This is a genomic window from Nocardia sp. NPDC050412, from assembly GCF_044458825.1.
Classification (GTDB): Bacteria; Actinomycetota; Actinomycetes; order Mycobacteriales; family Mycobacteriaceae; genus Nocardia.
On sequence record NZ_JBITIJ010000004.1, the window covers coordinates 161,841 to 174,595 of the forward strand.

General features: G+C 64.6%; 13 protein-coding genes. 6 read left to right on the forward strand and 7 right to left on the reverse strand.

Translation table 11 applies throughout. The features are described 5' to 3' along the window. The first annotated feature begins 126 nt into the window (after window positions 1–126). On the forward strand, window positions 127–3,447 hold the full coding sequence (locus ACIBI6_RS12220) for a HEAT repeat domain-containing protein (protein WP_396956085.1): 3,321 nt from the start codon (window positions 127–129) through the stop codon (window positions 3,445–3,447). A 235-nt stretch (window positions 3,448–3,682) separates the two neighbouring features. Here ACIBI6_RS12220 and ACIBI6_RS12225 read toward each other — a convergent pair whose 3' ends face one another. Then, window positions 3,683–4,126 (reverse strand): DUF4254 domain-containing protein, encoded by a 444-nt coding sequence (locus ACIBI6_RS12225; protein WP_364341618.1) that lies wholly within the window; start codon window positions 4,124–4,126, stop codon window positions 3,683–3,685. 469 nt (window positions 4,127–4,595) lie between these two features. Here ACIBI6_RS12225 and ACIBI6_RS12230 point away from each other — a divergent pair, with 469 nt between their 5' ends. Both ACIBI6_RS12230 and ACIBI6_RS12235 read left to right on the forward strand, forming a co-directional pair. After that, complete coding sequence (locus tag ACIBI6_RS12230; protein WP_396956086.1) at window positions 4,596–4,754, forward strand: hypothetical protein; 159 nt, start codon at window positions 4,596–4,598, stop codon at window positions 4,752–4,754. 10 nt (window positions 4,755–4,764) lie between these two features. After that, window positions 4,765–5,040, forward strand: a complete 276-nt coding sequence (locus ACIBI6_RS12235) for a hypothetical protein (protein ID WP_396956088.1) — start codon at window positions 4,765–4,767, stop codon at window positions 5,038–5,040. Window positions 5,041–5,276: 236 nt separating this feature from the next. On the opposite strand, the gene ACIBI6_RS12240 is transcribed toward ACIBI6_RS12235, so the two are convergent. Next, a complete protein-coding gene (locus ACIBI6_RS12240) occupies window positions 5,277–5,738 on the reverse strand; it encodes a hypothetical protein (protein ID WP_396956089.1) in 462 nt (153 codons plus the stop codon). Window positions 5,739–5,978: 240 nt separating this feature from the next. Here ACIBI6_RS12240 and ACIBI6_RS12245 point away from each other — a divergent pair, with 240 nt between their 5' ends. Next, window positions 5,979–6,884, forward strand: a complete 906-nt coding sequence (locus ACIBI6_RS12245; protein WP_364341620.1) for a helix-turn-helix transcriptional regulator — start codon at window positions 5,979–5,981, stop codon at window positions 6,882–6,884. Here ACIBI6_RS12245 and ACIBI6_RS12250 read toward each other — a convergent pair whose 3' ends face one another. After that, entirely contained in the window at window positions 6,885–7,706 is an 822-nt protein-coding gene (locus ACIBI6_RS12250) for an ABC transporter permease (RefSeq protein ID WP_364341622.1), read from the reverse strand. Next, entirely contained in the window at window positions 7,703–8,593 is an 891-nt protein-coding gene (locus ACIBI6_RS12255) for an ABC transporter permease (RefSeq protein WP_364341624.1), read from the reverse strand. Before ACIBI6_RS12255 ends, ACIBI6_RS12250 begins: the two co-directional genes overlap by 4 nt. Before the next feature lie 406 nt (window positions 8,594–8,999). On the opposite strand from ACIBI6_RS12255, the gene ACIBI6_RS12260 reads away from it, so the two are divergent. After that, complete coding sequence (locus tag ACIBI6_RS12260; protein WP_364341626.1) at window positions 9,000–9,500, forward strand: hypothetical protein; 501 nt, start codon at window positions 9,000–9,002, stop codon at window positions 9,498–9,500. On the opposite strand, the gene ACIBI6_RS12265 is transcribed toward ACIBI6_RS12260, so the two are convergent. Continuing rightward, the gene (locus ACIBI6_RS12265) at window positions 9,497–9,934 is read right to left on the reverse strand and encodes a DUF4254 domain-containing protein (RefSeq protein WP_364341628.1); all 438 of its coding nucleotides are present in this window, start codon (window positions 9,932–9,934) and stop codon (window positions 9,497–9,499) included. The genes ACIBI6_RS12260 and ACIBI6_RS12265 overlap by 4 nt on opposite strands. A 224-nt stretch (window positions 9,935–10,158) precedes the next feature. Further along, a complete protein-coding gene (locus ACIBI6_RS12270; protein WP_396956093.1) occupies window positions 10,159–10,929 on the reverse strand; it encodes an SDR family oxidoreductase in 771 nt (256 codons plus the stop codon). 63 nt (window positions 10,930–10,992) lie between these two features. Between ACIBI6_RS12270 and ACIBI6_RS12275 the strand changes: the two genes are divergently transcribed. Beyond that, the gene (locus ACIBI6_RS12275) at window positions 10,993–11,337 is read left to right on the forward strand and encodes a helix-turn-helix domain-containing protein (RefSeq protein WP_364341631.1); all 345 of its coding nucleotides are present in this window, start codon (window positions 10,993–10,995) and stop codon (window positions 11,335–11,337) included. 53 nt (window positions 11,338–11,390) lie between these two features. Here ACIBI6_RS12275 and ACIBI6_RS12280 read toward each other — a convergent pair whose 3' ends face one another. Then, window positions 11,391–12,695 carry a TIGR03118 family protein gene (locus ACIBI6_RS12280; RefSeq protein ID WP_396956481.1) on the reverse strand — a complete coding sequence of 435 codons (1,305 nt, stop codon included), beginning with the start codon at window positions 12,693–12,695 and terminating at the stop codon, window positions 11,391–11,393. Window positions 12,696–12,755: the final 60 nt, after the last annotated feature.

Consider the following 12,755-nt stretch of genomic DNA (forward strand, 5'->3'; position numbering starts at 1 on the left):
GCATGTTCGAAGCACTGAGCGGAGTCGGTGCAACCTCGGTCCCGCCGGTTCGGCGCTATCCGATGCATCGGACATATCCTCACAGCACGGATCGAACGGTGGCGCGATAGAGGGGGTTCTCGAAGGATGGCGGTACAGGCGACGAAGTTGTTGCGGGATATCGAGCCGTTGACGGCAGCCGAGCGACAGCATGCGATCGCGGCGGGGGCGTTGCGTTTGGCGGGGAGGCCTGAGCTCCGGCAGCTACTCGCCGAGCTGGCGGGGCGGGGGTACTACGAGCGGGTCATCGCGATTCGTATGGCTGCGGTCGTCGCGGACGTCGCGGTCGTCGCGGACCATGAGCATCTGCTGGCCGAACTCGATTCGGGCGGACCGGAATTCGGTACGCGAGCGGTTGTCGGGCTGGTGCGGACGGGCGTAGATCCCGAAGTGCTGATCGAGCGGCTGCTCCGGATGTCACAGCGGATACGGCGAACCATGTATCGAGCCCTCGGCTACGGTCAGCGCTCCCAACTCGCCGATCCCCTGCTCCCGCAAGTGCGACGCTGGTTCGGCGATGCCGAGGCCGCGCGGGTACTGCCGAATTGCTCACCTCCGGTGGTCGCCAAGTATTTGCCCGAACTCGATTACGCGGTCGAGAACTGGGCAGCGTTGGGCCGCAGGCATATCGATGCGGTCCTCGACCATGTCGAAGGACTGGCAGCGGAAGCGGGCGAGTCGGATTGGCCGAATCTGTGGCGATGGATTGCGGCCGGATCCGTCCCGGCCGCCCAACGCCACCCGGATCGGCTGCTCGCCCTCGCTACCAGGGCAGTCCGGTACACCTCGATCTATGAACTGAGTTCGGCGGCCGGACAACTCGCCCGGCACGACCCGGCCCGGGTTGCCGAGCTGATTCTGGATCCGACCGCCAATGGCACCGGCTTGAGCGGAACCGCCCTGTGGCGGGCACTGGGCGGACTACCCGACGATCGGCTGGTCGCACTGGGCACGGTCTACTCCGGATACCAGCGCGACCGGTTTCTGCGCACACTTCCGCTGGCCCGCCGCACCATCGTGGTGCGGCAGGTCTTCGCCCGAACCGGCGTCGATCCGGACCAAGTCCCGATGACCGCGCTCGATGCCCTACCGCACCAGGAACGTACGGCCCTCGCGCGGGAACTCCTCGACCGGCCCGGTGGGGCCGATGTGCGCGCGGTCCGCGAACGGTTGATCGCTCGTCTGCCCTGGAACGAAGCCGAACCGATATTGGCCGAGGCGATTCGACGCCCGACCGTGGATGAGCGGGCGCAGGCATACCCGCTGTTCATCACGGCGGCCGCGGGCACTCGCGATCCCGCGGTCGTCGCCACCATGCTCGAATCCCTGCGCCGCCTGCGCAATGAACAGGACCCGGTGCGCTACACCGCACTCCAGGCGGTCAACAACCTTCCGCCATCACTGCTGCGCGCCGAACACCTCACCGTCCTCGAACAACTCGGCACCGAGGCACTGCAAGCGCGCGACTGCTCCTACCCGACCAGGACGACCATCTCCGGACTGGCACGAACCCTGCTCCGCCGCGGCGTCGAGATTGATGACCCATCGTTCACCGACACCGCACTGCGCCTGATCGAAAGCCTTGCGACCCACGCGGTTTTTCCCGATCTGAATGACCTGGACCGATCGCTGCCACATGGCACGGAACAGCGGATCTTCGCGGCACTTCGCGGACGAATCGACAATGACGCCGCCCGCGACCAATGGCGCCTGACCCTCGATTTGGCCGATGGCCTCAACAAGCGCTCCTGGAAGATCCCTGCCCTGCAACAACTCCTGATACGAGCATGCGGAGCTCGCGACGACCAGGTGGTCCGGCGGGCGGTGCGACTGGCACTGAGCAATCCGTCCACTCGCGACCAGACCCTCACCACCTTGCTCCACCGGGACCGCTCCCTGATCACGCTGGATATCGTGCAGCGGCTGATCGCCACCCGACGCACCGATCTACTCGATTCGCTCCTCGGCTCCGCGACCCCCGGCCGCTTCGCATCGCCGAAAGTGCGGTTGGTGCCCGACTTCTACTCGGGATTCGACCGCTGGACTCCACCGCAGGTCGAATCGTATGCCCGACTGCTGACCAGCCACTTCGAGTCGAAGAAGTCATCGCAATACGAGAAGGTGCGGGCGGTAAGGATTTTGGGTCGGTTGCCGGGCAGCGCGGACCGCCTCGCGGAATACACCGAGCATCCCGATATTCCCATCGCCGAGGCGGCACTTACCGCATTGGGACGCAGCGACCAAACCGAAGCGGCAATCGAATTGCTCGCCCGCCACGTCGACACCGATCGAGCGCGTGCGGCGGTCAGCAGCATCGCGACCTGCGCTAAAAGCCTCGGCCCCGATAAGGTTGCGAACGCTGTCGCACCACTCGTCGACTCCCCCAAGATCACCTCACGTAAGGAAGGTGTCCGGCTGCTCGCCGAACTGCACGCCCCCGACGCGATGGATGCGCTCCAAGCGCTGTGGGCGCAGCCGGATCAGCACCGCGATGTCCGTCGCGCCGTAGTCTTCGCCTGCCGCTGGCTATTGGACACCGACGCGGCCTGGCGAATATTCGCCGATGCCGCAGCCGATCCCACGGTCGCGGATGAAATCCTGAACCTGAGACCGGAACTGCTCCCAATCGCCCAGCGCCACCGCATGGCCGAGCTGATCCGGCAGATAGCGAGCGGCACCGACAGTCAACTCGCCGCTCGGGCAATCCCGGTACTGCACCGCTGGAGCCGCTGGAGTCCGCCCGACACGGCGATAATGTTGGCGCACCGGATCTGCGATCTCGATGAACTCGGCCTGTGGTTACCCGCCACCCAGGCGCTCGTCGACAACATCGCGACCACCGCAGATGATTCGGCGCTGACGGCCGCCGTCGATCGGCTACTCGCAGCGGGCGATCACGTCATCCCGGGACGGGACCTACCCGCCCTACAGCGCCTGGTCGGACTGACCGCCGCACTCGGCACGGCGGCCGAACGCTCCGATGCTGCCAGGTCCGCGGCGAGCGCCCTCGCCGATCGGTTGTCGACCGAGCCGTTCTGGCGCGAATCGGCCATCAATCTGTATCTGGCCCAAATTCGCTGGGCGGAAAGCAAACCGACCGCGCGGTTGATTCAGCAAGCAGGTGCGGTCGCGACTGGCGCGCTGGTCGACTATCCCGCGCGGCGAGTGGAGGCGACGTTGCCGAGCGTGCTGCGCACCGCACGGCCGGAGACAATGCATGCCATCGCGGGCACCCTATCCCGTAGCGACGAATTGGCCGGCCTGCTTGCCGCGGTGACGCTGATCCAGCAATGCGGGAATCACTTCGGCTGGTCGACACCGTGGGTCGATCTGCTCGCGGCACTGCGCGCACATGACACGATCGATATTCGCGTCGCGGCGGCAGCGGTCTGGATGGTTGCCGAATGAGTTCGGACACTGTCGAATTCGCTATTAACGGTGAATTCGTGGCGGGCGTGCCGCGCCAGTCGACCACGCGGCACGCCGGGCGGGGCGCCCCGTTGCGCCCGCCGTCACTGTGCCGGCGACGTTAGCTTCCGGGTCGGGCCATTGGTCGGATAACGCCGACCCGGGACGTCGCCAATTGAGCAGTAACGCTGTCGGGGCAGTGTCACTATTGCGGACGGAGGTCGCCGTCAGGACTTCACTGTTCAGGCAAACGGCGGCGGCCACCGGCCACGTCGGTCACCAGATCAGTGTAGCCGTCGACGAGTTCTGCCAAGTGGTACCAGTGTTTATGGGTATTGTCGCTGCGCGCGCCGTCGACATCGATGGCGGTGTTGGCGTCTACCCAACTGCGCGCCATCCGATCCACCACCGCGCCGAGGCTCTCGGTATGTAGCGAGGCACCATTGCGATGCTGCGGGATCTCCTGAGCAATCCACTCGTTGATATCATCGATGAGTTCACTACGACGGCAATCGATTTCGGCCACGAGATTCATGTCCTGAATCTCGGCACGGCGTGCGTGCAGTTCGGCGAGAGCGTGTGCGGAACGCAGTAATTCACGATCTTGAAAACGTCGTCCCTGGAATGCACACAATATCTGCGGAGCGGTCGGCAGCACCCCCACCGTAGGCGCGCTCATCGCCGTACTCCGAATTCACCCGACACCAACGCGCTTTGTACCAACATGATTGGCTCTCGATTCGGTAATCCCGGTCATCGGATCGGTTCTTCACAACTAGCGTAGCTGGATCATGCTCTTACAAATGCAAGAACGCAAGAGTGCGTTCTCATTGCTGCGGTCACGACCCTGATCACCGAGTAGCGAGCCCACAGCCAGTTGGTGACAACGACTTTCACGCTCGATACTCGCCAGGAGCTGGGCCGGTGGCCAAGAGTTTGCCACATCATCGGCCCGCGCGTGGGCAGTATGCGATCGCCGCCTGCGGCCGGTGAGTCCCGAGGTAACTAGTTACCCCACCCGCTGGGCGCGAGGATCGTCTCCCACGTCGGTAGCGCCAGATCCGGGTGACGCAGCCGCAGGATCTCGCCGAAAGTGTGCCCAGCGGCGCTTGTTCGGATTCGCGACGGTCTGCGCTTCGATGGCCGCCGTGACCGCGCGTCCGCCCAGTCACGGATACGCGCGACGCACCCGATCGGCGTATCCCGGCTGGCAGATCGGCCGGACCGGCCCGACGTCGATCCCGATGCCCGACACCGCGATCCAGGTCTCCGCCGGACGCCGACGCCGGAAGACCGGCGACTTCTGAGCCCGGTGGTATGCGCGGCAATCCCGTCCCGCATGATATCCACTCGCCCATCGGTGAGGCTGTCCTCGAGGAAATTCACAGCGAAATCCGCGCCGTCCATTTCGAATCGCTGCGCACCGTTGGCTATTTCGGCGAGGCCGAGATCGTGCAGTACACAAATCAGGAACATCAGTTCTTCGTCGTAGTCCGCGCCGGGGCGGATACCGGCCTGCTCGGTGAGCGCACGCCCGAAAAAGATAGCCGCGCACATTGTGATTTCGCAGCGGTGTCGCCAGCTCCCGCGTGACCAACTCCTGTGTGGCACGAGCCAACGGAGTCGAGCGATGGATCAACGAATCTGGTTGTGCCGCACCATGTCTTGCAGCCACAGCGTGGTACCGGCCACTCCGACTCCGAGGACAGTGCGACGTTAAATAGGCATGGGTCAACCCCTGATCTATTCGTGCAGTGCCGAATTCGGAATAGTTCGCTACGAGGCGTGAAAGCGATGGCGATAATCGGTTGGCGTAGTGCCGAGTAATTTCAAGAAGATGCGCCGCATCTTCTCCTCGGAACCGAAACCACAGAGCCGCATAATGGTGGCCGCCCCGTCGGTTGACGATTCGAGCAATGCCTGGGCAGCCAACACCGCACCTGCTCGACGTAGCGGCCCGGCGATATTCCGATTTCCTTGGCGAACAACCGCATCAGTTGACGTCCACCGAGCGCAGCGCGCTCGGCCATGGCGGCAAGAGCGTGGTCGGCCGCCGGATCCGCGACCACGGCGGCGACCACCTGGCGCAGTCCGGGCGCGCACGGCGTGCCGATGCTGTTGCCGACGCTGAACTGGGATTGACGACCGGTGTCTGCACCGGAATACGACCAGATGTTTCGCAAGTGCGCGCAATTCAGCGCCGTGGTCCTCCTCCACGAGCGCGAGTGCCATATCAACACCCGGCCCGAAGGCAGCACCTGCACCGACCCGGCCACATCGAGCAGCAGCACACCGTCCGAATCCGCCACCACGATGTCGCCGTGCTCCACCGAACCCATGCCCCCGGTCGCGGGTAGGCGGCGCCGCGGCTACCAGGACGAATGCCCCACAGATCCGGCCGTCGACCGACGATCTGCCGCTAGGAGGCATACCGCACCGAAAACTCCGAACTTCATTGCTGCAAATGGCGGTAGTCTCTCACCACGCTGCGATTGCATATTCGCGGTGTATGGCGGGCACCCACTACAGACATGTACGCAAGAGTGCTATTGGGTGCGCCGGGCGAAAGGGTTGTCATGGCAGGCAAGCGCACAGTCCTCACCGCGGGTTTGCGGCGGCTCTCGGTGCTACTGACCGAGATGCGCGAACACGCGGGGCTCAGCAAAGAGGACGTCAGCGGCAAGACCGGCATCAATATCACCACGCTGTACCGCATCGAGACGGCGCAGGCGCGCCCGCAACGGCGCACGCTGATGGCGATGCTGGATCTCTACGACGTCACCGAACAGCAGCGCACCGATGCGCTCGAGCTCCTCTCGGACGCACTCAAGCCCGGCATGTCCCGCCCGTACGAGGCGACGCTGACCGAGGTGCACGCGGCCTATATCAACTTCGAATCCGAGGCGCTTTCAGCCCGGCACTACCAAACCTCCTACATCCCAGGGCTATTGCAGACTTCGGAGTACGCCGAGGCGGTCATCGACACCAATATGCCGAAGCTGGACAGCGACACGGTGTCGCACAATGTGCGGGCGCGGATGGATCGGGCCATGCATCTCACCAAGCCGGATCCGCTAGAACTGTGGGTGGTGCTCGACGAAGCGGCGATCCGGCGCATGGTCGGCGGCCCGGATGTCATGAAGGCACAGCTGAAGCGGCTGCTCGACGATTCGCAGATGAAAAACGTAATTCTGCAGATACTTCCGTTCAGCGCGGGGGTGCATCCGGGTATGGCCGGATCCTTCACGCTTTTGGACTTCAAGGATCCGGCCGATCCGGAACTGGTGTATGTCGAGGGCATCGCGGGCGATCAACTGATCGAGGGCCATCCTCAGATCCGACGCTTCGGCATTATTTTCGACCAGTTGCGCGCCATGGCGCTCAGCCCGCGCGACTCCATGGCGCTGATCGACAAGGCCTCCAAAGAGATGAGCTGATCAGCTGCGGCTGGCCCGCCGATAGCCGACCGCCGCGGGAATCGAGAAGACGACGAGCCCACCGACACACCAGGCGATGGTGGCCAATAGCGAATCACGCACCGGGCCACCGAGGGACAGTCCACGCATGGTGTCGATGGCGTAGGACATCGGCTGATGCCGCACGATCGGCCTGGCCCACGCCGGGTAGGCGAACAGCGGGACGAACCCGGTACTGAAGAACATCAGCAGCGACGAGCCGAGCGAAACCGCCTCCACCAGTGCGGCTTTCGCGCTGAACACGGCCACTGCGGTGACCAAGGTGGCGAAGGCGATGCCGTACAGCAGCGGCACACCGAACAGCGCGATACCAGCGAGCAGCCCCTGTTGGAAACGGAAGCCGAGCGCCACCCCCACCGCGTACATCACCGCGGTGCACAGCAGGATCCGGATCCCCTCCGCAACGATGCGGGCGGTGAGTCCGGATGCGCGGTGCACCGGCAGCACCCAGAAGCGGGCCAACAGACCCTCGTCGCGCTCGCGTCCGAGGGTGATGGCGCCGGCCACTGAACCGGACATCACGCCGACCAGCGCCACCATCGGCACCGAACCGTAGAGCGCGTTCTCTCCCGTGACGGACGAAATCTGTTGTCCGAGAACGGTATTGAATACGAAAAGCAGTAGCCCGGGAAAGACGAGCGACTGCACGACGGTCAACGGGTCACGCCACCAGCGCACCAAGAGCCGCTTGGTCTGGATCATCGTCTGCGGGATCAGCAAACGCCAGGTCTCGGTCCGACCGGTGACCTTGGGCAACGCCGGAGGATCCAGTACCCGAGTCATGACGACCTCCGTATCGAAATGAATACCGCTCCGACGCCGAACACCACGACGGTGCCGAGTGCCCAGGCCAGCGCGGGCCCGAAGATCGACCAGCCGACCACACCCGCGTGACCCGATGGGTCACCGGCCAGTGCCCGCAGCCCGTACACGTATTGCGAGACCGGCTGGTTGCGTGCGAAGCCCTGGATCCAGCTCGGGAATTGGCGGGCCGGCGCGAATCCGGTCGAGACCATGCCGAGAATCAACTGCGGCAGGATGAGCGCCTGGGTGGTCGCCTCCGGACTCTTGGTCACGCTGCCCAGCAGATCCGCGCCCAGGCACAGCGCCAGTGCTATCAGCATCGCGAACCCGATGAAACCGACGGTATCCCACCAGCTTCCATAGAAGCGGAAGCCGATCACATGGGCACACACCAGCGCCGCGGTCAGCGAGACCGCCGCCCGGTACATCGCGGCCGTGACCCGTGCCGCGAGCGGGACCGCCGAAACCATCGCCATCGATCCGAACCGCGTATTGAGCCCGTCCTTGGCATCGGAGGCCGCCCGGAACGCGGCCGTGATGGCGCAGAAGGCGACCGCCTGCATGACGATCATGGGCGTGAGGAACTGGGCGTAGCTGCTCAGCCCGTGCCCCTTAATGGTCATTACGAAATTCAGCGGCACATAGAAGCCGACGGTGAAGACCGTGGGCGCCAGCAGTGCGGTGATCAGCTCACCGTTGCGCCAGGACGGCCGGACCAGGCGACAGGTCAGCGCCCACCATTGCGCCACCGTCGCCCTACGCGGCGGTGGCGCGTCCACCAGCCGCTCGCTGCTCAGGCGGCGGGTTTCCCCGACGTCGCGTTCCTGCTGGACGGTGCTCGATACCGCGTCGCTACCGATGCTCATCTGCACGCTCCCATCCTGCGCGTCAACCGTGCTTGTCGGTGGGGAACCGGCTGTTCTCAGCATGTCGCACCCAACCGCAGCCGGTACAGCTTTCCGCACTCTTCGAGTACGTACCGCATGGCCGATCTCGCTCGCTTCGTCCCCTGCCCACCGAAATCGGGCGCGCCGCCGCCGTTCGGGGCGATCAGGTCGCCGTCCAATCTCGCCGCACCGACAACGTTTCGATACCGCCCCCGGGTGTCGGAACGGCACTCCGAGGGGGCGATGAATCCCACCAAGGTGTGTGCCGATTCGAGCCGAACGCTGCCCCATGGGCAGGTGAATTATGCAGTGTAGCTATCGTTTTCGACGGAATGCCCGATTCGCGAGGTGACTACCGCGCACCGGGTGAGTAATGTATGCCCCGATGACCAGCATGGAAGCTCGTTTCCGTGAAGCAGCGCGGACCGTGCCCCTCCCCAGTCCTTGGAATCTGTCCGCCTACCTCGCAAATGTCGCCGCGCACCGTGGTCGCTCCATCTCAGTGCAGCCGATCCCCGCGGCCGCGCTCGCGGACATCGGCTGTCGTGGCAGCGGACTCTGGATGGCGCGCGGTCACGACGACATCATCGTCTACGACGCGTCCGCCACCGAGCGCAATGCGGATCACATCATCCTGCACGAGGTCGGCCACATGCTGCTCGGGCACGGCAAGGAAGGTACAGGGGCGGGCGAGCCGATCACACCGTCGCTGGCCGCACTGCTGCCGTCCATCTCGCCGTCGTCCATCAAGCACCTACTCGGCCGCGAGCATTTCGGTGCCGACCGCGAACGGGAAGCGGAGGTCTTCGCCGATATGACGATGGTCTACGCAACCCTGCCGCGCCGCCCGGCACGTTCGTTCCGACTTTTCGGGCGCGGACGCTAGCCGCCGGGTAAACGGCGGGTGCCCTCGCGTAGTCCGTCGATGAGATCCTGATAGCTATCGGCCAGCTCGTTGAGCTGCACCCACGCGTCATAGAAGACGGCCTCCGGCGCCGCGGACAGTGGCAGGAAGGCCTGCGTGGTCATTCCGGCCAGCCGATCCACCAACTGGCCGACGGTTTCGGAGTGCAACTGCGCCTGCGAGCTCGGCACCGGCATCACCAGCGCCACCCACAGGTCGATCGACCGCACCAGTTGGGCACGCCGCCGATCCTGGTTGGCCATCTCGGAAACCGGCGTCTGCTCGCGAATTTCGTGCAGCTGCGCCAACTCCCCCGCCGCCTCCAACATCGGATGATCGTCGTGCGGTAGCCCCCGGCATGCGGCCAGCAACATATCCCGCCCCGGAACCATCCGGTAATTTCCGACATTCATCATCTGAGCCTCCCGCTGACGCCGGAACGCGCCGCCGTCGGCGCCCACTCCCGACCAGCAACGCCGTTTCCGCACCGCACGACCACACGCGACGCCTCGATTATCGACCCAGATCCGCGCTCGCGACCGGAAACCGTCGATATCAGTTTGTTACAGACACGGGCGTGCGCGGCAAATACACAGTAACCAAGGCTATGGTCCGACGGTCAGCAAGCGAGAAGCCTCCACTAGGCAGGTATGCCCTCGGCCGCGCCGTCCGCCAGATAGTCCTGACCGCCGACATAGAACGTGCGACCGGATTCGCTTGCGGCACTTGCGGCCTCGCCGACGACGGCGGCGAACTCCTCGACGGTCGGCAGTGCGCCGTGATCGCGGCGAGCCGAAACCGCGTCGGGATTGCGACGTTCCAGCAGGCGGACAATGATCGTGCCATCGATCATGTCACCGGACACCACATTCAGCCCGATGCCGCGTTCGGTCAGCTCCGGAATCATTGCGCGCAAGGCATCTTCGCCCGCACGCTTGCTCGCGGCGATCGGCTCATAGTCCGCCGGAACGGGTTTGCGGCCGTGAAAGTGCGCCTGATGGCTGGTCACGAAGACGATCCGGCCGCCGGATGGCAGGTGCGGCAAGGCTTCCCGCACCAGACGGACCTGTGCGTCACGGTTCAATGCCATAGCGTATTCAGGCGCGGCATTACGCTCGAGACCACCGGATGCGTTGAGCACCAGGACATCCAGCCGCCCGAACTCCGCCACCACATCGGCGATCAGCGCCGCTGCTGCATCCGCATCCGCGATATCCGCCCCCGTGATCGACGCACTGCCACCGGCCGCGCCGATCTCATCGGCGATCGTCTGGGCGCGCTTGCGTTTCTCCCGATAGTTGATGATCACGTGATCACCACCCGCCGCCAGCACTTTCGCCGTCTCGGCCCCTATCCCCCGCGACGCGCCGGTAATCAGCACAATCCGTCGTTCCGTCGAGTCGCCCACCATCTGCCTCTCACCTCATCAGCCCACAGCAATGCTTCTAATTTAGAATCACTATGGTAGTTCGAAATGAGAAGTGCAAATGGAGCCAAGCCGTCGCGCGGGCGAAACGACCCGGCGAACGCGCCCATGCTGGCCACCATGGAGCTCATCGGCCAACGCTGGATCCTGCGCGTCCTGTGGGAATTGGAACCCGGCTGCCTCGGATTCCTCGAACTGCGCCGCCGCATGGGCAACTGCTCGTCGAGCATGCTCTCGACCCGGCTGCAACACCTACAGACCGCAGGCGTGATCACCAAGAACGCGGACAAAACCTACGAACTCACCCCGGCGGGCCTCGCCCTCACCGCAGCCCTCCAACCACTCTGGGACTGGTCCGAACGCTGGACCTCGCCATCCCCCGATCCCGAGTAGTACATACGACAAAGGCGGTCCCCACCCGGGAACCGCCTTCGCCTACGTATGGGTTACTTCAAGCGGAGCTTGCCGAACAGACCTTCCTTCTCGTCCTCCGGGCCCGCGGTGAAATACAGCGAATCGGCATCGCCAAGGCTCTCGCCATTGCCGAACATCAAGGCCCACAGACCTTCGATCTCGACCGGCTGCCCCTTCTCATCGCGCAGGTAGTCGACGAACTTGCCGGTGGCGTCGTCGTAGGCGAGCACATGGCCGAGGCCGCCGAAGTTGCCGACCAGCAGTTTGCCGCTGAGCGGACCGAAGTTCGCGGGAGCCACCACGACACCCCACGGCGCATTGAGGCGACCGTTGTCATCGAGGATGCGGACCAACTTGCCGTTGCCGTCGAATTCCGCGACCTTACCCTTGGCGGGCTTACCCTTGGCGTCCTTCTCCTGATCCTTGTCGAGCGAATCCTCTTCGGCCTTGTCGAACTTGGACGCATCCTGCTCATCGGGCTTGGTGTCCGCATAGGAGACGAATACGCGGTTGCCGATGGTGGTCACATTGAACGGCGCGGGGTCGCCCGGCTTAGCCTTCTTGCCCTTATCCGGTGCGGCCGCATCGATCTGATCGCCGGTGGCGAAGGGGTTGGCGAAGCCGACGGTCGGGATCAGCTGCCAGTCCTTGTCGAAGGTGCGGATCTGCGGGTTCTCGCCGAAGTCGGCGGCGAGCAGCTTGTCACCGGACGGGGCGAGCGCGATACCGAAGAACGCCATGCCCTGCGATTCGCCATCGAAGACCAGATTCGCGGGACCATCGTGCCGGATGATCGCGCCCTCGGGCCCCTGCTCGGTCCAGGCCGAGATCTTGCCGGAGTCGGTGGCGAAGATGAACCGCGACGAACCGGTCAGCGACACCGGCGCACCGTCGACATCCACCGGCTGGTCACGCACCACGAACAAGTCGGAGGTGATGGGAGCGCCGTTGAAGACGACACCGGTGGTCTTGCCGATGCTCTTATCCGAGGTGTCGGCGTCCGCGCCCGGAATCGTGACGATCTTCAGCGGATCCTGGAACAGCTTCTGCACCTTGGGATCCGCGGACGCGCTGACATCGCCGACGAATTGGAAGGACTTACCGCCCGCGCCAACCCAGAAATGCCCGCCCGCACCCTTGGGGCGATCGGCTAGTCCCCACGCGTTCACCATGTCCGGAAAGGTGTACTGCGCCTTGTATTCGGCATTGTTGGCGGCGAGGTTGGTCTGCGCGTAATGATTGCCGTCGAGGGCAGCCACTTCATCGTTCGATGACTTCGAATCCGAGCATGCCGCGGCCACGACCAGGGCAGCGCCGAGCACCGATGCGCGCAGCAGACCGTTGCGGGTCCGCGACCGCCAGGCACCGTTGCGGCGCAATTCACTAAGGCGTGCGTT